At 46.2% G+C, this 21,318-nt stretch carries 19 protein-coding genes; 4 read left to right on the top strand and 15 right to left on the bottom strand.

Going from position 1 to position 21,318, the window contains the following annotated elements:
- Window positions 1–50: 50 nt before the first annotated feature.
- From ileS to murJ, 3 genes are all read right to left on the bottom strand, one after another.
- The gene (gene ileS / locus HCZ42_RS01680; protein WP_167419057.1) at window positions 51–2,882 is read right to left on the bottom strand and encodes an isoleucine--tRNA ligase; all 2,832 of its coding nucleotides are present in this window, start codon (window positions 2,880–2,882) and stop codon (window positions 51–53) included.
- A 65-nt stretch (window positions 2,883–2,947) separates the two neighbouring features.
- Complete coding sequence (ribF, locus tag HCZ42_RS01685) at window positions 2,948–3,883, bottom strand: bifunctional riboflavin kinase/FAD synthetase (protein ID WP_167419058.1); 936 nt, start codon at window positions 3,881–3,883, stop codon at window positions 2,948–2,950.
- A 71-nt stretch (window positions 3,884–3,954) separates the two neighbouring features.
- Window positions 3,955–5,517: a murein biosynthesis integral membrane protein MurJ gene (murJ, locus tag HCZ42_RS01690; RefSeq protein ID WP_167419059.1), complete on the bottom strand. Its 1,563-nt coding sequence runs from the start codon at window positions 5,515–5,517 to the stop codon at window positions 3,955–3,957.
- 260 nt (window positions 5,518–5,777) lie between these two features.
- Between murJ and rpsT the strand changes: the two genes are divergently transcribed.
- Window positions 5,778–6,038, top strand: a complete 261-nt coding sequence (gene rpsT, locus HCZ42_RS01695; RefSeq protein WP_021705632.1) for a 30S ribosomal protein S20 — start codon at window positions 5,778–5,780, stop codon at window positions 6,036–6,038.
- Window positions 6,039–6,143: 105 nt separating this feature from the next.
- Here rpsT and HCZ42_RS01700 read toward each other — a convergent pair whose 3' ends face one another.
- On the bottom strand, window positions 6,144–6,437 hold the full coding sequence (locus tag HCZ42_RS01700; protein ID WP_053410232.1) for an ArsR/SmtB family transcription factor: 294 nt from the start codon (window positions 6,435–6,437) through the stop codon (window positions 6,144–6,146).
- Window positions 6,438–6,619: 182 nt separating this feature from the next.
- Entirely contained in the window at window positions 6,620–7,510 is an 891-nt protein-coding gene (gene nhaR, locus HCZ42_RS01705) for a transcriptional activator NhaR (protein WP_167419060.1), read from the bottom strand.
- A 409-nt stretch (window positions 7,511–7,919) separates the two neighbouring features.
- On the opposite strand from nhaR, the gene HCZ42_RS01710 reads away from it, so the two are divergent.
- Entirely contained in the window at window positions 7,920–9,065 is a 1,146-nt protein-coding gene (locus HCZ42_RS01710; protein WP_167419061.1) for a Na/Pi symporter, read from the top strand.
- A gap of 200 nt (window positions 9,066–9,265) precedes the next feature.
- On the opposite strand, the gene HCZ42_RS01715 is transcribed toward HCZ42_RS01710, so the two are convergent.
- Genes HCZ42_RS01715 through rppH form a run of 5 tightly spaced genes read right to left on the bottom strand, consistent with a single transcriptional unit; the run spans window position 9,266 to window position 14,570 of the window.
- Entirely contained in the window at window positions 9,266–10,117 is an 852-nt protein-coding gene (locus HCZ42_RS01715; protein WP_167419062.1) for a thymidylate synthase, read from the bottom strand.
- Window positions 10,118–10,126: 9 nt separating this feature from the next.
- Entirely contained in the window at window positions 10,127–10,948 is an 822-nt protein-coding gene (gene lgt / locus HCZ42_RS01720) for a prolipoprotein diacylglyceryl transferase (RefSeq protein WP_167419063.1), read from the bottom strand.
- 54 nt (window positions 10,949–11,002) lie between these two features.
- Window positions 11,003–11,794, bottom strand: a complete 792-nt coding sequence (locus HCZ42_RS01725) for a sulfite exporter TauE/SafE family protein (protein WP_167419064.1) — start codon at window positions 11,792–11,794, stop codon at window positions 11,003–11,005.
- Between the two features lie 8 nt (window positions 11,795–11,802).
- Window positions 11,803–14,049, bottom strand: coding sequence for a phosphoenolpyruvate--protein phosphotransferase (gene ptsP, locus HCZ42_RS01730; RefSeq protein WP_167419065.1), 2,247 nt, complete (start codon window positions 14,047–14,049; stop codon window positions 11,803–11,805).
- Window positions 14,050–14,051: 2 nt separating this feature from the next.
- Window positions 14,052–14,570: an RNA pyrophosphohydrolase gene (gene rppH / locus HCZ42_RS01735; RefSeq protein WP_053410255.1), complete on the bottom strand. Its 519-nt coding sequence runs from the start codon at window positions 14,568–14,570 to the stop codon at window positions 14,052–14,054.
- Window positions 14,571–15,192: 622 nt separating this feature from the next.
- On the opposite strand from rppH, the gene mutH reads away from it, so the two are divergent.
- Entirely contained in the window at window positions 15,193–15,858 is a 666-nt protein-coding gene (mutH, locus tag HCZ42_RS01740) for a DNA mismatch repair endonuclease MutH (RefSeq protein WP_167419066.1), read from the top strand.
- Here mutH and HCZ42_RS01745 read toward each other — a convergent pair.
- Window positions 15,855–16,166, bottom strand: coding sequence for a DUF6482 family protein (locus tag HCZ42_RS01745; RefSeq protein WP_167419067.1), 312 nt, complete (start codon window positions 16,164–16,166; stop codon window positions 15,855–15,857). The two genes, mutH and HCZ42_RS01745, sit on opposite strands and share 4 nt — an antisense overlap.
- A gap of 127 nt (window positions 16,167–16,293) precedes the next feature.
- Between HCZ42_RS01745 and HCZ42_RS01750 the strand changes: the two genes are divergently transcribed.
- On the top strand, window positions 16,294–17,328 hold the full coding sequence (locus tag HCZ42_RS01750) for an NADP(H)-dependent aldo-keto reductase (RefSeq protein ID WP_167419068.1): 1,035 nt from the start codon (window positions 16,294–16,296) through the stop codon (window positions 17,326–17,328).
- Between the two features lie 67 nt (window positions 17,329–17,395).
- Here the strand turns inward: HCZ42_RS01750 and HCZ42_RS01755 are convergent, their stop codons facing one another.
- The 4 genes from HCZ42_RS01755 to lysS form a co-directional block, all read right to left on the bottom strand.
- Window positions 17,396–17,647, bottom strand: coding sequence for a DUF1127 domain-containing protein (locus HCZ42_RS01755; RefSeq protein WP_167419069.1), 252 nt, complete (start codon window positions 17,645–17,647; stop codon window positions 17,396–17,398).
- Window positions 17,648–17,762: 115 nt separating this feature from the next.
- Window positions 17,763–17,888, bottom strand: coding sequence for a hypothetical protein (locus HCZ42_RS22015; protein WP_303047951.1), 126 nt, complete (start codon window positions 17,886–17,888; stop codon window positions 17,763–17,765).
- Window positions 17,889–18,156: 268 nt separating this feature from the next.
- On the bottom strand, window positions 18,157–19,491 hold the full coding sequence (gene vpsR, locus HCZ42_RS01760; RefSeq protein ID WP_167419070.1) for a cyclic-di-GMP-binding transcriptional regulator VpsR: 1,335 nt from the start codon (window positions 19,489–19,491) through the stop codon (window positions 18,157–18,159).
- Between the two features lie 290 nt (window positions 19,492–19,781).
- Entirely contained in the window at window positions 19,782–21,299 is a 1,518-nt protein-coding gene (gene lysS / locus HCZ42_RS01765) for a lysine--tRNA ligase (protein WP_167419071.1), read from the bottom strand.
- Window positions 21,300–21,318 lie beyond the last annotated feature (19 nt).

Below are 21,318 nucleotides of genomic sequence, written 5' to 3' on the forward strand. Positions count from 1 at the left end.
ACAGCCCCAGTAAATACTGGGGCTGTTAAAACTAATGAAAGTTCAATGAATTATGCGTACTTACGCTCTTCACCTTCACCGTCAACGTTCGATACACAACGACCACAGATCTTTTCGTGACCCGCGATAGTGCCAACGTCTGGCGTGTGGTGCCAACAACGGTCACACTTCTCTGATTCCGTCGCTTTCACTTCAACAAATAAACCGTCAACGTCAGTGGCTTGCGCTTGCTCTGTCTTCTCGCTCAATGGCTTAACCACAGCCGAAGATGTCAGTAACACAAAGCGTAGCTCGTCTTCGAGCTTGTTGATCTTCGCCGCCAGTGCGTCTTCAGCAAATAGAGTGACTTCTGCTTGCAGTGCGCCACCGATAGTCTTTTCACTACGAGCCGCTTCAAGCAGTTTGTTTACGCCGCTACGAACCGATTGGATTTCGGTCCAGAAGTCGTTGTTTAGCTCTTCGCCTTCAGCCAGACCAAATAGACCATCGAACCATTCACCAGTGAAAACAAACTTGTCACGTTGACCCGGCATTTCGTTCCAGATCTCGTCTGCTGTGAATGACATGATTGGTGCCATCCAACGAACCAACGCTTCAACAATGTAGTAAAGCGCAGTCTGACAGCTACGTTGCGCGTGGCCACCACGTTTCGCTGTGTATTGACGGTCTTTGATCACGTCTAGGTAGAAAGAACCCATTTCGATCGAACAGAACTGCATCAAACGCTGCGTGACTGCGTGAGTGTTGTATTCGCCGTACGCTTTCACAATTTCTTCTTGAGCTGCTTGTGCGCGACCAACTGCCCAACGGTCCAACGCGACCATTTCATCTGCTGGAACAAGATCTGTTTCTGGGTTGAAACCGTTTAGGTTAGCAAGGAAGAAACGAGCCGTGTTACGGATACGACGGTATGCGTCAGCACTGCGTTTTAGGATTTCATCCGATACTGCCACTTCGCCAGTGTAGTCAGTTGACGCAACCCAAAGGCGCAGAATGTCAGCACCCAGCTTGTTTGTCACATCTTTAGGTGCAACAACGTTACCGATAGATTTCGACATCTTACGGCCTTGACCATCAACCACGAAACCGTGTGTCAGTACTTGTTTGTATGGCGCTTCGCCTTTCATCGCGATCGATGAAATCAGTGAAGACTGGAACCAACCGCGGTGTTGGTCAGAACCTTCTAAGTAAAGGTCTGCACTGTGGCCGTTGTACTCTTCACGAGCGTCAACCACTGAGAAGTGAGTAACACCTGAGTCAAACCATACATCTAGTGTATCCAGTACTTTTTCGTATTTGGCTGCGTCTTCTTCGCCTAGTAGTTCTGCCGCATCGACATCCCACCAAGCTTGAATACCTTTTTGTTCAACAAGTTGAGCCACTTTTTCAATCAGCTCAGATGTATTCGGGTGAAGTTCTGCTGTTTCTTTATGAACGAACAGAGCAATTGGCACACCCCAAGTACGCTGACGAGAGATACACCACTCAGGGCGACCTTCGATCATGCCTTCAATGCGGCTTTGACCCCATTCTGGCATCCACTGAACACCTTTGATTGACTCTAGTGCTTTTGCACGTAGGCCTGCTTGATCCATAGAAACGAACCATTGAGGTGTGGCACGGAAGATGATTGGAGTCTTATGACGCCAGCAGTGTGGGTAACTGTGCTCGTAAGCGTGGTGATGCAGCAAAGCGCCTTTTTCTTGTAGCGTTTCCACAACCGCAGCGTTCGCTTTAAATACGTGTTGGCCAGCAAATAGCTCAGTGTCAGGTAAGTAAACACCGTTTGAGCCTACTGGATTTGCTACTTCTAGACCGTATTTTTGACCAACCGCGAAGTCTTCTTGACCGTGGCCCGGTGCAGTGTGAACCACACCAGTACCTGAATCTGTTGTGACGTGATCGCCAAGGATCGCAGGAACAGTAAAGTCGTAGAACGGGTGGTTGAACTGAGCAAGCTCTAAGTCCGCACCTTTTGCAAATCCAAGGTTATGGAAATGCTCGATACCCGCACGATCCATGACGTCTTTCGCGAGCTCTGAAGCCACGATAATACGCTCAGGGTTGTCACCCTCAACTTGGATTAATACGTACTCTAGATCATCACGCAGACACACAGCACGGTTTGCAGGTAGTGTCCAAGGCGTTGTTGTCCAGATTACGATAGAGATATCGCCATGACCTTCGTGGCCTTCGCTTAATGCAAATTTAGACAATAGCGCCGCTTCGTCTGTCGCTTTGAAGCGCACATCAATAGAAGGTGACACTTTGTCTTTGTATTCGACTTCTGCTTCTGCCAGTGCACTGCCACAGTCTGTACACCAGTGAACAGGTTTGAAACCTTTTAGCAGGTGGCCTTGGTCAGCGATCTTACCCAAAGCACGGATGATGTTCGCCTCTGTATCGAAATCCATAGTGCGGTAAGGTTTGTCCCACTCGCCCATGATGCCAAGACGCTTAAAGCTCTCTTTTTGACCTTCAACCTGACCCGCAGCGTAGTCGCGACATTTTGCGCGGAACTCAGCAGCTGTAACTTTTTGACCTGGCTTACCAACCTTTTTCTCTACCATTAATTCAATTGGTAGACCGTGGCAGTCCCAGCCAGGAATGTAAGGAGCGTCAAAACCTGAAAGTGTTTTGGATTTAATAATAATGTCTTTAAGAATCTTGTTTAGTGCGTGACCAATATGAATGTCACCGTTGGCGTATGGAGGGCCATCGTGTAGAACGAAAGATTTTTTGCCTTTCTTCGCTTTACGGATTTCACCGTAAAGGTCTTCTTTGTACCAACGCTCAAGCATTTCTGGCTCGCGGTTCGCCAGATTGCCGCGCATCGGAAACCCTGTTTCAGGAAGGTTCAGGGTATCTTTATACTCACTCATCGATTCTTAATTCCGTTGTGTTGGGCGAATGTTAGACATTATGCTAAGTCGGTGGACTAAACCACTTAGCGATTAAGCTGACGCAACCACACCCTTGCTGCCTCAGCATCCAATTCAATTTGTTGTTTCAATACTTCAAAAGACTCGAACTTCTGTTCGTCTCGAAGCTTATGTAAAAGTACGATTTCTAACTGTTTGCCGTATAAGTCGGCATGAAAGTCGAATAAATGCACTTCCAATTGTTGGCGAACACCATTTACTGTTGGTCTGTTGCCAATGTTTGCCACGCCACCGATTGGCTGGTTGCCTAAGCCCAAAGCTTCGACAACATATACGCCAGATACTGGTGAAACACGGCGTTTCAGTGGAATATTGGCGGTTGGAAAACCGATCGTTCTACCAAGCTTACGCCCATGAGAAACACGCCCACTGATACTGTAATCTCGCCCAAGCATTTCTGCGGCGACATCCAGTTGATCTTGTGCTAACGCGTCGCGAATCGCCGTGCTACTCACTCGCAGTTTCTGCATACAGAAACTTTGGGTACTGACCACTTCAAAACCGTATTTTTCGCCGGCTTGTTTAAGCATGTCAAAGTTGCCTTTCCGGCCACGACCAAAACAGAAATCATCGCCTACGACCAGAAACTTAACACCCAAACGCTTCACCAACAAGTCACTAATAAACTCATCCGCCGTGAGATTGGCAAATTGCTCGTTAAAATTGACACAAAGTAGTCGCTCAAGCTTGAGTTTACTAAGCTGAACAAACTTATCTCTGAGTCGGGTTAACCGAGCGGGTGCTTTCTCTTTAGCGAACAACTCCAATGGCTGTGGGTCAAAGGTCATAATCGTGGAAGGCAAGCCTAATTTCTCTGCTCGCTCAGACACTTGACGCAATACTGCTTGATGACCTAGATGCACTCCGTCGAAGTTTCCGATCGTCAATACACACCCGTAATGGTGTGGTTTGATATTGTGAATACCTCGGATTAATTCCATTGGAAGTTACTAAAACCTGTGTTTTTATTATTTACGCTGCGTGAAACTGACGGATTATATACTAATCGCCATCAGTCTGTCGCTGCTTTTAGATCTTTTAAACGTACGCCCATTATGACAAGCGACAGCAAATAAACCGCTGCACCAAGCGCGATTAAAATCGCTAGGCTCGTTGAACGTTCCAGTAAGCTCCACTGCAACCACACTGGCATCTCTTCCAGTTGCCATAAGATAGCCGCAACCATGAAACCACCAGCAATCACGAGTTTGATCGCGAATACGATGGTTTGACGTGTTAGCCTATAAACACCAGCAATGTGTAAGCCCCTATATAGTAGAGACATGTTAACCAGTGCCGACAGCGCCGTCGCCATTGCGAGACCAACATAGCCGTAAAACCATGCAAAAATCGCGTTGAAGACCATATTCGATACCATGGCGATGATGCCGTACTTCACTGGAGTCTTAGTGTCTTGACGCGAGTAGTAACCCGGCGCGAGCACTTTAATCAGCATGAAGTTCAACAAGCCCGCGGCGTAAGCCATCAACGACATAGAGGCAAACTCGACGTCTTGTGGAGAAAACTCTCCACGCATAAACAGTACCATCAACATCGGTTTGGCGAGTACGATCAACCCTAGCATCGCTGGTACACCAAGTAAGCTGACCATACGCACCCCCCAATCCATGGTATGCGCAAAGCCTTCCCCTTGGGCGTCGACGTGTTTACGCGATAACGCCGGCAGAATCACCGTTGCGATAGCAATACCAAACAGACCGAGTGGGAACTCCAATAAGCGGTCCGAGTAATAAAGCCAACTGATTGAGCCAGTCTGAAGAAAGCTGGCGATAAAGGTATCAAACAGTAAGTTGATTTGGCTGACCGATACGCCAAACAGTGCAGGAATCATCAAGGTTCTGATTTTCACAACCCCAGGGTCACGCCATCCCCATTTAGGACGCACCATCACGCCAGCTTTAATAAGGAAAGGAAGTTGGAAGAAAAACTGAACCAACCCACCTAAAAAGACCCCGATCGCTAAACCTATTTCTGGTTGTGCTAACTGCGGCGCGATAAACCACGCCGACAGAATGATCATCACGTTGAGAAACACCGGAGTAAAAGAAGAGACGGCAAACTTGCCCAAGGTATTCAGTATCGCTCCGGAAAGCGCGACAAAGGTAATGAACCAAAGATAGGGAAAGGTGATTTTGAGCATCAAGCTCGCCAGCTCAAATTTTTCCGCCGATGGGCCACCGTTAAGCCAGTCTAAGAACCAACCAAAACCAAACATTGCCGTCACGATACCGGAGCCAAGTACCCCGAGTATTGTGACAACCGAGACGATCACTCCTAACGTACCTGCGGCTCTTGCAATCAACTGGCGCGTTTTGTCCATATCACCGCTGGCGTGATATTCCGTGAGTACCGGCACAAAGGCTTGCGAGAATGCCCCTTCGGCAAATAATCGGCGTAAGAAGTTGGGAATTTTATTAGCAAAAAAGAATACATCGGCACTTGCCCCTGCACCCATTAAATTTGCTACTACGACATCACGCACCAATCCTAAGACGCGCGAAATCAAAGTCATAGCACTCACAATCATGCCTGACTTGAGGAGACGTTTACTCACAGTTACCTCGGGAGTCCTCTAATACTAAATGCAAAGCGCTTCTCTTTGGCATGAATAAATGCCTGAGAGCAGATTAGTATTAGCATTGAAAAAAAAATACTGTTAGAATCCCCGCCATCTTAACCGTGAAGACCTTTCTAATCCAAAATTTGTTTGGTTTCGATTGGTTTTTGCACAAATCATTTGACATTTAAGCGCAAATAGGGGATAGTCCTCGCCCTTAAATTGTCACCGAACTAAAGTTTTTGGGAGTTAGACCCTTGGCAAATAGTAAATCTGCTAAGAAGCGCGCTATCCAAGCTGAGAAACGTCGTCAGCACAACGCTAGCCGTCGTTCTATGATGCGCACTTACATGAAGAAAACTGTTGCTGCTATCGAAGCAGGCGACAAAGCTGCTGCAACTGAAGCATTTGCTGCAGTTACACCAATCCTAGACCGCATGGCGACTAAAGGCCTTATTCACAAGAATAAAGCTGCACGTCATAAGTCTCGTTTCTCTGCTGCAATCAAAGCTCTTTAATAGAACTCTGATTACTCAGTGAAAGAAAAAACCGGCTTTTGCCGGTTTTTTTATATCTGCTAAAAATAAAAAAGAGGCTCAAGGCCTCTTTTTCTGTTTGTTCGATTAGCTGCAGTACATACCATGAAGTAATTGGATCATCGCTTTGACTTCTTCACTGCTGAGTGTGTAGTAAACGGTTTGTGCTTCTTTACGTGTTTCAACCAAACCATCACGTCGCAACCAAGCAAGGTGTTGAGACAAAGCCGATTGGCTGAGCTCAAGCTTATTACACAATTCGCCGACCGACAGTTCGTTGTTGTGTAGCAAACACAGTATCTGCAACCGTCTCTCGTTGGCCATCGCTTTCAGTAGTACTACCGCTTTTGCAGAGTTTTGTTCCATCGCTTGTAAATTCATCGGCCAGTACCCTTTGAAACCACACTAAAATACATCTGTAGACTACTTTCAAATCTAAATCGCTGAGCCAAAATTGTGTTAGCAATCTAAAACTAAAATCGATTTAACTATATATGTAGCACTATAGCACCGTTGATTTTAATCGATCTGTAATAACTAATCTATTTCTTATACAGAAAAGGTTATTTAAACAACGAGGTAAAATCGGCATCACACACATTCTTCACCGCTGGATGCTGGATCATACGTTCGGCGAAAATGACGTAGTACTCTTCTTTGAGCTCTTCGATATGACCGATCAACTGCAGTGCTAAGTCACTGTCCACTTCCGTGACATAGAGTGACGGAGCAAGAAAGATGACATCATCATGATAGCGGGCAAACGCCTTCATTAATGCGACATCATCAAATTCTCCCAACACATTCGGTTGAAGGCCTTGACGGTCGAACCACTGCAGCACCTTGCGCCCCATTGCTGTTCGGCTGCCAGGAATTAGTAGTTTTCTCTGTTCCAATACTTCAGGGAACTTCACGCTATCGACTTTACCCGCGCAGAAAAAGCTCATATTACACTCACCTAGCTTTTTGCTGTACAGACCAGGGCTTTGGCTGGAATCCACAGGGCAATCAGACAAAATCATATCGAGCTTGTGCTGTGATAACTGTTCTAACAACATTTCGTGGGTCGACTCAAAACAGCGTAAATGAATGCTGTTGTCTTCAGGGACGGTTGTCATCAGTATCTTACTCACCAAGCGCTTTGAGAGTGCGTCTGCAACACCGACATCAAACAAGATATTGGAACGCTGACTGTAGTTCACGATATCCAACATTTCGTAGCTCAAACCAAACATACGGTCTGCGTACTTGAACACCAACTGCCCTAATTCGGTTGGCTCGATGCTTCTACCGTTACGTTTGGTCAGCTTACCATCCATTCGGTCTTCTAACGCTTTGATTTGCCCGGTGACCGTTTGCGGTGTCAAGAATAGTGCATCTGCAGCTTTGGTAACCGCCCCTTGTTTGCACACCATCCAGAAGTAATAGAGATGATTGTAATTTAAGTGCGACATGACTCTGAACTCGAATTGTTTGTCGAAGATAGCGTTATAGCAAATGCGCCAAATGACAACAATACTTCGGTAAAAACGAAAAATATCAACAGTAGAACTATCTTTACCGAATATTGATAATCGCTTTATGACAACTCAGTGTCACCTTGTCATAAAACAATCATCTTTTTAGCAAAAAAATCGGTAAATTTCAGACTTTAATCACAATTTAAACCACACAAAATACCCATACAAATCAATACCTTAAATTCAAAACTCAACCTATATTTCGAGAATATAATCCGAGGTCACACAAAATCATCTCCATTACATATAACTGTAATATTACTGAAATATTTCCCCTCTAACATCGCCCTCAGTTTCAACAACAGACCACTATTAAGATTTTATCGGTCCACGGAGAAAAATTATGAACCAAGCTACTACTACAGCGGCTCCTATTTCGAGCACGACTCGCTGGTTGCGCTGGGCTAACTTGGCGTTCATGTTATACCTACTGCTTCTGGCTGTATCTATGGTCGGCAGCGGCTTCAAATGGGCAACTGGTGATCAAGCAAAAGTTCTCTTTGAATTTGCCTCTCACCCTGTAGCTGGCCTAATGATCGGCTTAGTTGCAACCGCTCTTATTCAATCTTCAAGTACAGTAACGTCTATCATCGTGGGCCTTGTGGCTGGCGGTTTACCGGTAGAAACAGCTATCCCTATGGTTATGGGTGCAAACATCGGTACAACAGTCACCAACACGCTTGTGAGCCTTGGTCACGTTCGCTGTAAAGAAGAGTTCAAACGCGCATTCGCAAGTGCAACAATCCACGATTTCTTTAACTTATTAGCCGTTGCGATCTTCCTACCATTGGAAATGATGTTCGGCATCCTTGAGAAAATCTCTCATTGGTTGGTTTCACCGCTACTTGCAACAGGCGATATGAGCCTCAAAGGCTTTAACTTCATTAAGCCAATTACCAAACCAGTTGTAAGCGCAGTTAAAGAGCCACTATCAACATTTGGTGATACTGTTGGCGGCGTAATGCTTATCGTACTGGGTATCGCAACTATCTTCGTCGCAATTACTGTGATGGGTAAACTGATGAAGAGCCTAATGGTTGGCCGTGCTCGTGAAATTCTGAAGAACGCCATTGGTCGTGGTCCTATCCACGGTATTATGTCTGGCTCTATCGTGACAGTACTGGTGCAGTCTTCTTCAACAACCACTAGCCTGATGGTTCCTCTAGTAGGTTCAGGTGTACTGAAAGTTCGTGATGTTTACCCATTCACACTAGGTGCAAACATCGGTACTTGTATTACCGCACTACTGGCAGCAACCGCAGTATCAGGTGAGTTCGCAGTATTCGCACTACAAATTGCTCTAGTTCACCTAGTGTTCAACGTAATGGCAACCGTATTCATCTTCGGTATCCCGTTCCTACGCGAACTGCCAGTAAAAGGCGCAGACCTTATTTCCGACATGGCAGTGAAGAACAAAGCCGTCGTGGCAGGTTACCTACTCAGCGTATTTGTGGTTCTACCAGGTACTATCCTTGCTTTAACAGCATAAGAATAAATACCAATTACACCATCGCTTGCGAGCCCCTAACGAAAGTTAGGGGCTTTTTTCATTCTTCGATAAAGCAAACTTATCTACCGCACCAATATCTAATTGCTCTTTTCTATCTACCTAACTTGCTGCTGTGATTCGATAAACATCAAGCAATAAAAAAGGCTGCACACTGGCAGCCTTTAATCATATGTCATGGATTAGACAGAGAACGGATACTTAATCGCGTCGTGATGCTCATAACCTTCTACCCAGAAGTCATCCATAGTGACCCAAGTTTCCAAATCTTCCAGAGATTTGATTTCAGGGTTGATGTGGAACGTCGGTGATTTCAGCGGTTCACGCTTCAGTTGTACGTCACGCATCAATTCGAGTTGATCTTCGTAGATATGGGCATTCACGATCTTATGGTACGCCTGACCTGGTTTCTTGCCAGTGATCTGCGCCATAATCGCTAAGAACACGTAAACCTGAACCATATTGAAGTTCAACCCAAGCGGCACATCACAAGAGCGCTGGGTGCTGTTGAGGTATAGCGTATCACCCAATAGCGAGAAGTGGTGGCTGTACATACATGGGCGCAAACAACCCATGTGGAACTCACCCGGGTTGTAGAAGTTGAGGATTTCACCTCGGTCATCCACACCACGAGTTAGGTCATCGACTATCTTGCGCAGTTGATCGATATGACCGCCGTCTGGTTTTGCCCAAGCACGACCTTGAACGCCGTAAACGCGGCCCATATCGTCCTCACCTTTACGGTAAGGGTTATTCAACCAAGCGTCATTCAGGTTGGCATTCGCATCCCAAGTTTTGGTGCCCAGTTTGCGGAAGTCTTCAGCATTGTCATAACCACGAATGTAGCCAAGTAGCTCAGCAACCGCCGCTTTCCAAAAGCTTTTACGCGTTGTTACGAGCGGGAACTGGTTGTTGCCAACATCGTAGGTCAAGTCTGCATTGATAACCGTCAGACAACGCTTGCCTGTACGCTCGTTTTCAACCCACTCACCTTGCTCAACGATTCGTCGACAGAGATCTAAATACTGTTTCACACCAATTCCTTACTTCGTCTGTTGTGGTAGTTCGTCTTTGTAGTGACCGCGTTTGTATGCCCAAACCATCATCAAAATACCGATGATAACCATAGGAAGTGACAAGATTTGTCCCATAGAGATAAAGCCGCCAAATAAACCTAAATGCGCATCCGGTTCACGTACGTACTCGACAAGGAAGCGGAATGTACCATATCCAGCTAAAAATAGCCCTGATACCGAGCCCAGCGGTCGAGGTTTCTTGATAAACCAGTTAAGGATAAAGAACAGGACGACACCTTCTAGCAACATTTCGTATAGCTGAGACGGGTGACGAGGCAGCGGTCCACCATTTGGGAAAACAAACGCCCAAGGCACGTCGGTAACACGGCCCCATAGCTCGCTGTTCATAAAGTTACCTAAACGTCCAACACCCAGTCCAAATGGCACGAGTGGTGCGATAAAGTCCGCCACACCAAAGAAGGTGCGACCGTTCTTTTTCGCATACCAGAACATGGCAGTGATTACGCCAAGTAAGCCACCGTGGAATGACATACCACCAGTCCAAACCTTGAAGAGATAAAGCGGGTCTTGCAGGAACAGGTCGAAGTTGTAAAACAGCACATAACCGATACGACCACCGACTACGACACCTAAGAAGCCAGCAAACAATAGATCTGACACTTGGTCTCGAGTCCAACCACTATCTGGCTTGTCTGCACGACGATTCGCTAACCACAGTGCGAACGCAAAACCGACTAAATACATTAAGCCATACCATCGGATCGACAGCGGGCCGATAGAGACCAAAACAGGATCTATATTAGGAAATTCAAGGTATCCCTGAGACATAGGAGCATTACTCTTTAGAAATTCAAAATGTTGAAAGGTATAGATGAGAGTGCGTCACAGTAACATAGTTCCAGCAACGAACATTAAAAATAGTGCAAAGATTTTCTTTAGCCTGACCGTCGGCATACTGGTCGCTAATTTCGCCCCGATTCGAGTGGTCAACATCGAGGTCGACGTAATACCAATTAACGCAGGTAGATACACGTAACCCAGGCTATACGCAGGCAGCACATCCGCTTTATAGCCATTGAGAATAAAGCCAACCATTCCCGATAGCGCGATAAAGCAGCCACACACAGAAGAAGACCCCACCGCGCGTCGCATCTCAACACCATGACGGTTTAGAAACGGCACCGACAGCGAGCCACCACCGATACCGGCTAAGCTCGATACCATACCAATTCCCGTACCGATCACCACGGTTGCCCCACTCCCCGGCATCGCGCGTTCCGTTTTGCCTTTGATAGAAAACAACATCTGAATCGCGAGTAACAGCACAATCACGCCAAATACTTTAGGTAAGTATTGCGACGGGATCCAATCAGCAATGTTCGCGCCTAAAAAACCACCGACCACCACACCGGGCATCAGCCATTTGACGACAAACATGTCGACGTTGCCCAATCTGAAATGGTTAAAAGCGGAAGAACCAGAAGTGACGATGATAGAAGCCAGCGATGTCGCCAGTGCGATGTGCATGCTGATCGACGGGTCAATCCCAGCCATCGGCAACAAAAATAACAACGCAGGAACAACGATAAGACCGCCCCCAATCCCAAGTAACCCAGCCATGATTCCAACAAAGCCACCCAGCAGGAGCAGTAAGCTCAAAAACTCAATGTTCACGGTATTTCCTATCGTTTACCAGCGCGAATAAAACCTGCAAATCCTTTCTCTTCAAGGAAGGTCTGCATCATTGTATAAATATCATTGCCGTAAGGCTGCATTAGTGCTTTGTCTGCCAAAGCCTTTAGCTCTGCACTGTCGGTATTACAAAGCAGGTATTTTACTTTTGCCACGTTGGACGTGTTCATACTTAGACTGCGATAGCCTAAGCCGACCATCAATAGCGCGCCAATCGGGTCACCGGCCAATTCACCACAAATACACACGGGTAAGTCGAGTCGAGTGCACACTTTTTGGATATGGTCGAGTGCCATGATTACCGCTGGATGCATCGATTCATAGACATCGGACACACGTGCATTATTGCGGTCGACCGCCAGCAAATATTGAGTTAAGTCATTGGTACCGATTGAAACAAAATCCACTTTATCGGCGATCAATGGCAGCAGATAGATCATCGATGGCACTTCAATCATCACACCGATTTCTGGCATTTGGATCCGCTCATCGAGCTCAACCACTTCTTGGTATGCGCGTTCGATAAGCACAATCGCGTCATCCAGCTCCTGAGCCCCAGAAACCATTGGCAATAAAATGCTCAGGTTTTGGCTTTCAGCACTCGCGCGTAGCATCGCGCGGATTTGCATCAAAAAGATATCTGGGTGGTCGAGTGTAAAGCGGATACCACGCCAACCTAAGAATGGGTTATCTTCATCGATAGGAAGATAAGGCAACGCTTTGTCACCACCAACGTCCAACGTACGCATGACTACACGCTTGTTTGGGTAGGTGTTGAGTACCATCTGATACTGCTGCGTCTGCTCTTCTTCGGAAGGAAAACGGTGTTGGAGCAAAAACGAGATTTCGGTCCGGTATAAACCAACGCCATCTACGCCTTGATTCTCAGCGATATTGGTATCGGCGCTCAAACCCGCGTTGAGCATGATTTCGATACGTTGATTGTCTTTGGTACACGCAGGTTCAAGAATACGTTGGTTAACCATGCTGGCTAACTCGCGTTCTTCATTTGCTAGCGCACGATACTCTTTAAGCAACTGACGGTTAGGTGATACCAAGATCTTACCACTGTAGCCATCGACAACGCCTTGCTTGCCACTGATTGCCCCAAGGTTAACACTCACGCCCATAACCGCAGGAATGCCCAGTGCACGTGACAAGATCGCCGCGTGGGAGTTTGCCGCCCCTTCGGTCGATACCACCGCCAGCAGTTTATCTTTCGGAATCGACGCTAAAATCGACGCGGTTAGCTCTCTCACCACCAAGATGATCGGCTTCTCGAGTAGTGGCTGCTCTTGCTCAGTATTGTTGAGGAAGTACAACAGACGATGACCAAGCTCGCGAATGTCTTGTGCTCGTTCACGCAAGTAGACGTCAGACATCCGAGCGAATCGGTTGGAGTAACTCTCGACAACTTGCCTTAACGCCCAGTCTGCACGGTCACCTTTTTGGATTTGCGCTTTAAGATCCTTACGCAGCATCGGATCGTTAAGCAAGTGGGTAAACAGGTCGAAAATGGCCAGCGCATCTTTATTGATCTCGCTGTCGAGCTTTTTGCGCATCCGGCGAAAATCGCTCAAGGCCGCTTCAATCGCCAATGCCAGCATTTCTTGCTCGCGTTCGATATCTAAAGTCGATGCCGGACACACCTCTGACAGCTCCGGTTGGGTATCATCGAGCCAAAACTCGCCAATCGCCACACCAGATGACGCTGGTACACCGCGAATCGCTTGCTGTTTTTTCTCAAGTCGCCATAAACCTTGCGTTTGAGCATGGGCAATGATCACCGCAAGCTGAGCCGCCAGCGTAACAAGAAATGACTCTTCCATTTCGTCAAATTGGCGCGGCTGCTTTTGCTGCACCACCAACACACCGAGGACTTGCTTGCGATAGATGATCGGCGTACCGAGGAAGCTTTGATAAACCTCTTCGCCCAGTTCAGAGAAGTATTTAAAGTGAGGATGTTTGGACGCTTCAGCTAAGTTGAGTGGTTCGGCCGTTCGCTTAACCAAGCCAACTAAGCCTTCACTGAAGCTAATATGAATTTTGTCGCCTTTGAAGCGCAGACCTTGAGTTGCCATTAGCTCAAGGCGCTGCATCTCTTCGTTAGCAAGATAGACAGTACAACACTCCGTACTCATCGCGCTGCACGTTTGCTTAACCAAAATATCTAAAGCCTGGTGGACATCTTCGACTTTAGATACCTGTTCAACTACGTCCCTTAGTTGAGAAAGCATGTCTATCCTCTCCTGTGTTTACGCTTATTCTTGGCTCTACGCTCTCTAAACGGCATCGCCATCGATGCAAATTCTTTCATCGCACGTCGGTAAACGTCACGCTTAAAAGACACCACTTGCCTAACCGGATACCAATAACTTACCCAACGCCAACCATCAAACTCAGGGGAGCTACCACGTAGCATATTGATCTTAGATTCGTCACAATCTAAACGTAGTAGAAACCATTTCTGTTTCTGACCGATACAAACAGGTTTTGAATCCCAGCGGACAAGGCGTTTGGGTAACTTATATCTTAGCCAATGACGACTTGTTGCTACGATCTTTACATCTTTCTTTGTAAGACCAACCTCTTCATATAACTCCCGATACATTGCTTGCTCTGGAGTTTCACCTTCATCGATTCCCCCTTGAGGAAACTGCCATGAATGTTGTCCGTATCGCTTAGCCCAGAAGACCTGACCATGGTTGTTACAGATTACAATACCCACATTTAAGCGGTAACCATCGCCATCTATCACTGGCCAACCTCTAATAAAATCTTTAATTACAGTGATTTTTCCACATATCCCCAATCGGAGCAAACTTACTAGTGTGACTAAGGCGGAAAATCTCGTCTTAGCCCTCCATGTTGAATAAGTTTTAGCCAAAACAGAGGTTATACACACCAATCTGAGACATAGCCCACATTTATACACCTTTTCTGTGTATAACCATGTGAAGAATCTTTGTTAAAGCGATCAACCAGTGAGCAAATGGGATATTTACATCTAATGACGCAGACCAAAAATAATAATTTTATCCTTTAAAAACAAAAGAATAATCTCACACCACTAAATTCACCTCGTTGAAATCACTTCGTAAAAACTGATGAAAATCCAATCGGTTAAAGATCCACCAACCATACTCTTATCCACAAAACGTTAGCCCAGATACAACTTTACCGTGTTTTATCAAGTGAAAAATGACGACAAAAGTACTGTTAATTCATACATGCGCACAGAAAAATGAAAAAAACTCGCCACCAGCTGTGGATAAGTTATTAATGAATGATCCAACCATCAAAATGATCAATTTTCACACAACCATCAAACTAGGTTTTCCGTTACAATAGTGGCGAGTTGTAATGAGTAACAAACAGATATGAAGTCGGAACCAAGATCGGAACAAGAACTGATAGAAAGAGCAACGGACATCGCGGGTGTCACCTTCGCTGAGCTGGCCGAAGAAGCCGGAATGCCAGTGCCTCCAGATCTACGTCGAGACAAAGGTTGGGTTGGGCAATTGCTAGAATGGCACTTAGGTGCAACGGCAGGCAGTAAGCCTCAACAAGACTTTGAACAGCTAGGTATCGAGTTAAAAACGATTCCTATCAGCTACAGTGGCAAGCCGCTAGAAACCACCTTCGTTTGTGTGGCTCCTTTGATGGGGGTACACGGTTTAAGGTGGGAAAACAGCCACGTCAGAAACAAACTCTCTCGCGTACTCTGGATCCCGGTAGAAGGAGAACGTGAAATCCCGTTGGCAGAGCGTCGTGTCGGTTCACCGTTGATCTGGTCACCGACTGCTGAAGAAGAGCTACAACTAAAAACCGACTGGGAAGAATTAATGGAAATGATCGTGATTGGTCAGGTCGAACAGATCACCGCACGCCATGGCGAGGTATTGCAACTAAGACCTAAAGCCGCGAACAGTCGTGTTTTAACAGAGGCTTACGGTGCCAGTGGTAAACCGATAAAAACACTCCCGCGCGGCTTTTACTTACGTACCCAATTTACCGCAAAAATACTGGAACAAAACTTCGCCTAGTGGGTAGTCAGGGAGAGTTCAAGATCGTGATAGAGTGGACCATCCCCTGTGCCACATTCATCATAAGCATTGTGCAGCCTTAGATAAGCTCTCTCTACGCCCAATCTATTAAGTTCTTCTTTCACCTGATCTAATGAATCGAAGTGAATCGGTTCGTCATTAATTTTGAGCGGCTCAAGCCGATGCTTGTACTCCACCGCCAAAAGATATTGTGATAGATCGGAACAACTAATCACAAATACCTTAGGGGGCTCATAACTCGATTTATGGCTTCCATGAATCCACTTGTCCAACTGAGTTTTTTGCATAACTTACCTCCGTCTATCCAGTGTAGACAACGAGACAAATTTTGCTAAATTGTTAATTCCATCCATGTTTTGCGACAGTGTTATCCCCTATATTGAGGAGACAATGAGAATAAAACAAGGAAGGCTCATGCAATACAATAAGTTACCTCACTCAACACTCGAAGTGAGTAAGATCTGCCTTGGTACTATGACCTTTGGAGAGCAAAACACTCAGCAAGAAGCCTTTGAACAGTTGGACTATGCACTGGAGCGAGGCGTCAATTTTATCGACACCGCTGAAATGTACCCAGTTCCTCCTAAAGCGGGAACCCAAGGGCTCACTGAAGAGTACATTGGTAACTGGCTTAAACAGTCCGGCAAAAGAGAGAAAGTCGTCCTTGCGACCAAAATTGCCGGACCGCGCAACGTGCCTTACATCCGCGACAACATGAGCCTAGATAGACGTAACATCCACTTGGCGATTGACGACAGCCTCAAACGCCTACAAACCGATTACGTGGACTTGTATCAACTCCATTGGCCACAGCGCCAGACCAACTGTTTTGGCCAACTGAATTACCCATACCCTGACGCACAAGAAGAAGTCACGCTGATCGAAACCCTAGAAGCGCTAGCGGAGTTAATAAAAGCGGGTAAAGTCAGATACATTGGTGTGTCTAATGAAACCCCTTGGGGCGTGATGACGCTGCTGCGCCTAGCGGAGAAACACGAACTGCCACGTATCGTGTCAATTCAAAACCCATATAACTTACTCAACCGCAGCTTTGAAGTAGGCCTATCTGAAATCAGCCATTATGAGGGAGTAAAACTGCTCGCCTACTCACCACTAGCGTTTGGCTGCCTAAGTGGTAAATACCTCAACAACCAACGACCAGAAGGCGCAAGATGCAGTCTGTTTGAACGCTTTGTACGTTACTTTACTCCGCAAGGCATCAAAGCAACCGAAGCGTACGTCAATTTAGCCAGAGAGCACGGTCTAGACCCGGCACAAATGGCGCTCGCGTTTGTCAATCAGAGACCGTTTGTCGCATCCAACATCATTGGTGCGACAAACTTAGAACAACTTAAATCAAACATAGATAGTTTAGAGGTCGTATTGAGTGATGAACTGCTTCAGGGGTTACAAGAGATTGGGACGACTTACTCCAATCCTTGTCCTTAGGTAATAGGCCAACTCGACGACGTTGGCCAAAAACTTACGGGGCTGGTGAAGCAACCAGCCCCTTTTATTACGTTGGTATTCGAGCACTTAATACACGACGAAGGTGACGAATACGACGTTCTGCTTTAACTGCATCAGGTTCAGTATGTCCCGCAAAGCGGCCTTCTTCATCTAGACCAATATCTTTCAACAAGTGTTTATTGTCCCAAGGAATCGCGTACGCGCTACGTCTAACTTGACGTTTCCATGCACGCTCTTCACGACGAAGGTCTGCCTTTACTAATACTGTCGCTAATTTTAGGTATACAGAATGACTCATGATAATTCTCCAGTTGTCGAAAGCTGGGAAAAGATCAACGAATCTTAAAAAGGGAAAGTGATTTTTAATTCGCTGCTTTTCCGCAGCCAATTAAAAATAAAAGGATACGGATTAATTACATATCTGATTTAGAGGTAGATTTACGATCTGTTGCGCTAGCCATAATGTTGGCGATAGCTGCCATATGAACAGATAGATCATCAGACGCACAATCGAATGAGATAACGTTAAATAGTTTCATTGTGCGCCTCCTAGCTATGTATTAATCCAGTTTGAGATTTTTGCAGATATGAGCCTGAGCTCATGGTTAAATTCTAAGCATTGATGATGGTATTTCAACCACTTTATGCCGTTAAATTTTAAAACAATTTATTAACCCAAAAACAACTGATATATCACTTCGGGAATAAGATATTCAGCCTGGAAATATATTATTCGCGATAGATAATATCGACAAAAAAATAAGCCGCAACCAAAGTGATTGCGGCTTATACAGATAAAACAAACAGTTAAACCGTCATATCGCTGATCAAATTGTGTTTGTTGAGTAATCGGTACATGGTTGCGCGTGAAACACCGAGTTCTTTCGCGGCCATCGATACCTGACCAGAGTGTGACTCCAAGACCAATAACAGAGCATCACGCTCGCTGCGCTCACGGATACTTTTCAGGCTACGTTTACCGTCGCTGCGTTTCGGCAAGTCAAGGTGTTCGTCGTCCAACATCACGGTATCCGACATCAAAACCACACGCTTAATCTGGTTCATCAGCTCACGTACGTTGCCCGGCCAATGGTAGCGAGTCAAAGAGCGTGCTGCTTGTTCAGTAAAGCTGCGAGCCTGCGCGTTGTACTCTTTTGAATATTCTTTGAGGAAATGACGCGCCAGAATAGTGATATCGCCAGCACGTTCTTTTAAACTCGGTACGTTGATACGCAGTACATTGATGTAGTGGTAAAGCTCTTCGTTGAAGTCTCCGTCAATCAGCGCTTTCTCGATGTCAGACGAGTTTGCCGCCAAGATGCGAACATCGATGTCTTTACGACCTTTCTCAGTATCTACAGTCCCCTCTTGCAGGAAGCGCAGCAAATTAACCTGCTGAGATTTTGGTAACGTCAGAATATCGTTGAGCAAGATGGTGCCACCGTGGGCTTTTTCCAGTATCGACGGTTGAGTACTGTCTTCACGATTAATACCAAATAGGTCGCTCTCAATGCGTCGTTCGGACATCGCTCGACAATTGACCGAAATGAACTCTTTATTCGCACGTGAAGAAGTTTTATGTACCGCTCTCGCAACAGTCTCTTTACCCGTTCCGCTTTCGCCGTAAATAAGAATACTCACGTCAGTAGGGCCGATACGTTTGATTTGATCGCGCAAACGCTTCATCGGGATCGAATCACCGATCAGTCCCATATCGCCATTATTTCCGTAGTGAGGCCATACTTTTTTCTCAAGTTTGAGCATGCCTAACTGGTGACCAATCGTACTCAGTAGCTGAGCATCCGGAATCGGTGCGGTAAAGAAATCGATACAAAAGTTAACGATAAACTGGCAAATCGTATCGGAGCTGAGTTGAGATTCACGGATAAATGCAATCCAGCGAACTTGCTTATGGTTACTTACCAAGTTCGCAATCCCATTCAAACTAAACTCATCGTGACTGAGGTCGACAATACCGATGCACGGACCGGTTTCACTAAATAATTCATCTGCTTTGCGTAAGTCGGCGCATTGAGTGCATCGCCAACCTACCTGTTCCAAAACTGAAAGCCATGGTTCGTATGTGCCTCCGACCACTATCAGAGACCCCGGAACCGAATCCATTCTGAACTGACTACGCATACTGCTTGATCCTTATTATTTTTCTAACGTTCACGCAATGCCACTGCGGCACATATATTCTGTTACATTATAGAGACTAGGACAGAGAATCTGTCTCATTCATAAGATTAGGGGGCAGATAGTACTTTTTCCACCGTCGATGGAATGAACTTCAAAAGTTTTTTTCCGCTCTAAGGGAAAATTTCCCCATTCAGTATTCCATCTTGCAGCGTACGTTGTCGGTAAGAATTTGCTCAATTTGATATAAAAAAAGCCACCCGAGGGTGGCTTTTTAACACAATCTAAAGCAGTTAAGCTTGTGGGCGCATTGCTGGGAATAAAATCACGTCACGAATCGTATGCGTGTTGGTAAATAGCATCGCTAGACGGTCGATACCGATACCTTGACCTGCTGTTGGCGGAAGGCCGTGCTCTAGTGCAGTGATGTAGTCCGCATCGTAGTACATTGCTTCATCATCGCCTGCGTCTTTCGCGTCAACTTGCGCTTTAAAGCGTGCGTCTTGGTCTTCAGCATCATTAAGCTCAGAGAAGCCGTTCGCCACTTCACGACCACCGATAAAGAACTCAAAACGGTCAGTGAAGAATGGGTTGTCATCGCTACGACGCGCCAGTGGAGAGATATCCGCTGGGTAGCCAGTGATGAATGTTGGTTGAATCAGTTGAGGCTCAGCGGTTTCACCGAAGATCTCTTCTAATAGCTGACCACATGTCCAGAATGGTTCTACTTCAACGTGTACTGATTTCGCAATCGCAACCATCTTTTCACGGTCTTGTAGATCCGCTTCCGTTAGCGCTTGAATATCTGCGTGCTCAGGGTTGTAGTGTTTGATCGCTTCAAACATGCTCATGCGTGCGTAAGTACCGCCAAACTCAACCGTCTCTTCGCCGTAAGGCATAGATGTTGAACCTAGAACTTCCATCGCTACAGTGCTTAGCATCTCTTCAGTCAGATCCATCAGATCTTTGTAGTCCGCGTAAGCTTGGTAGAATTCCATCATAGTGAATTCTGGGTTGTGACGAGGAGACAGACCTTCGTTACGGAAGTTACGGTTGATTTCGAATACACGGTCAAAACCACCCACAACCAGACGCTTCAGGTAAAGCTCTGGAGCAACACGTAGGTACATGTCGATGTCTAGCGCGTTGTGGTGAGTGATGAATGGACGTGCAGTCGCACCACCAGGGATCACGTGCATCATCGGCGTTTCAACTTCTAGATAGCCTTTTGCACTCATGAAGTTACGAATCGCAGAAACCAGCTTAGAGCGAATGATGAACGCTTTACGTGAATCTTCATTCACGATTAGGTCAACGTAACGCTGACGGTAACGCATTTCTTGGTCAGTCAAGCCGTGGAATTTTTCTGGTAGAGGACGTAGCGCTTTCGTTAGCAGCTCGTACTCTTCCATGTTTACGTATAGATCGCCTTTACCAGACTTGTGCAGTGCACCTTTCACACCGATGATGTCACCGATGTCTAGACCTTGGTACTTCTCTTTTAGTTCTTTCTGTACGTCTTTCGCAGCGTACGCCTGAATACGACCAGAAGTCTCTTGGATGACTAGGAAAGGACCACGTTTCGCCATGATACGACCAGCGATCGCAACGACGTGGTTAAGCTCTTCTAGCTCTTCCTTCGTCTTCTCACCGAACTCTTTTTGAAGGTCGCCCGCTAGCGCGTCACGACGGAAGTCGTTTGGATGGCCATTTGCTTTGCAGCTCTTACGGATCTCGTCCAGTTTCGCGCGGCGTTCTGCAATTAGCTTATTCTCTTCTTGTGCGTTGTCGTTTTGAACAGCATCAGTCATTTTTCGATGTATCCTGTTT

Origin of the sequence: Vibrio hepatarius, from assembly GCF_011806575.1 — a bacterium.
Classification (GTDB): domain Bacteria; phylum Pseudomonadota; class Gammaproteobacteria; order Enterobacterales; family Vibrionaceae; genus Vibrio; species Vibrio hepatarius_A.

What these genes read in the sequence shown, in the direction of transcription:
- HCZ42_RS22015 (WP_303047951.1), bottom strand. Translation starts at nt 17,888, where the DNA reads ATGAAACTATTTAACGTTATCTCATTCGATTGTGCGTCTGATGATCTA.
- mutH (WP_167419066.1), top strand. Translation starts at nt 15,193, where the DNA reads ATGAAGTCGGAACCAAGATCGGAACAAGAACTGATAGAAAGAGCAACG.
- lgt (WP_167419063.1), bottom strand. Translation starts at nt 10,948, where the DNA reads ATGTCTCAGGGATACCTTGAATTTCCTAATATAGATCCTGTTTTGGTC.
- vpsR (WP_167419070.1), bottom strand. Translation starts at nt 19,491, where the DNA reads ATGCGTAGTCAGTTCAGAATGGATTCGGTTCCGGGGTCTCTGATAGTG.
- lysS (WP_167419071.1), bottom strand. Translation starts at nt 21,299, where the DNA reads ATGACTGATGCTGTTCAAAACGACAACGCACAAGAAGAGAATAAGCTA.
- HCZ42_RS01745 (WP_167419067.1), bottom strand. Translation starts at nt 16,166, where the DNA reads ATGCAAAAAACTCAGTTGGACAAGTGGATTCATGGAAGCCATAAATCG.
- HCZ42_RS01755 (WP_167419069.1), bottom strand. Translation starts at nt 17,647, where the DNA reads ATGAGTCATTCTGTATACCTAAAATTAGCGACAGTATTAGTAAAGGCA.
- ptsP (WP_167419065.1), bottom strand. Translation starts at nt 14,049, where the DNA reads ATGCTTTCTCAACTAAGGGACGTAGTTGAACAGGTATCTAAAGTCGAA.
- HCZ42_RS01710 (WP_167419061.1), top strand. Translation starts at nt 7,920, where the DNA reads ATGAACCAAGCTACTACTACAGCGGCTCCTATTTCGAGCACGACTCGC.
- ileS (WP_167419057.1), bottom strand. Translation starts at nt 2,882, where the DNA reads ATGAGTGAGTATAAAGATACCCTGAACCTTCCTGAAACAGGGTTTCCG.
- HCZ42_RS01750 (WP_167419068.1), top strand. Translation starts at nt 16,294, where the DNA reads ATGCAATACAATAAGTTACCTCACTCAACACTCGAAGTGAGTAAGATC.
- HCZ42_RS01700 (WP_053410232.1), bottom strand. Translation starts at nt 6,437, where the DNA reads ATGAATTTACAAGCGATGGAACAAAACTCTGCAAAAGCGGTAGTACTA.
- nhaR (WP_167419060.1), bottom strand. Translation starts at nt 7,510, where the DNA reads ATGTCGCACTTAAATTACAATCATCTCTATTACTTCTGGATGGTGTGC.
- ribF (WP_167419058.1), bottom strand. Translation starts at nt 3,883, where the DNA reads ATGGAATTAATCCGAGGTATTCACAATATCAAACCACACCATTACGGG.